Origin of the sequence: Micromonospora sp. SL1-18 (genome assembly GCF_047921505.1) — a bacterium.
Lineage (GTDB): Bacteria > Actinomycetota > Actinomycetes > Mycobacteriales > Micromonosporaceae > Micromonospora.
The window spans coordinates 1-224 of sequence record NZ_JBLROA010000295.1 but is presented as its reverse complement, the minus strand read 5'-3'; the positions used below and the strand labels follow the sequence as shown (position 1 = coordinate 224).

Below are 224 nucleotides of genomic sequence, written 5' to 3'. Positions count from 1 at the left end.
GGTCGATCGCGGCGGGCGTGACCTACGCGATCGCGGCAGGCAACGGCAACTTCCTCGGCATGGCGCAGGACGCGTGCAAGTCGTCGCCGGCGCGGGTGCCCGAGGCGATCACGGTCTCGGCGACCGACAACACCGACAAGAAGGCGTCGTGGGCGAACTACGGCACCTGCGTCGACCTGTTCGCTCCGGGCGTGAACATCACGTCGGGCTGGAACTCCGACGAC

The 224-nt window shown here is 68.8% G+C and carries 1 protein-coding gene; it reads left to right on the top strand.

The annotated features are described in order from the left end of the window. Positions 1-224 (top strand): S8 family serine peptidase (locus ACNAW0_RS31010; RefSeq protein WP_416291580.1); only part of this gene is annotated, 224 nt, incomplete at both ends.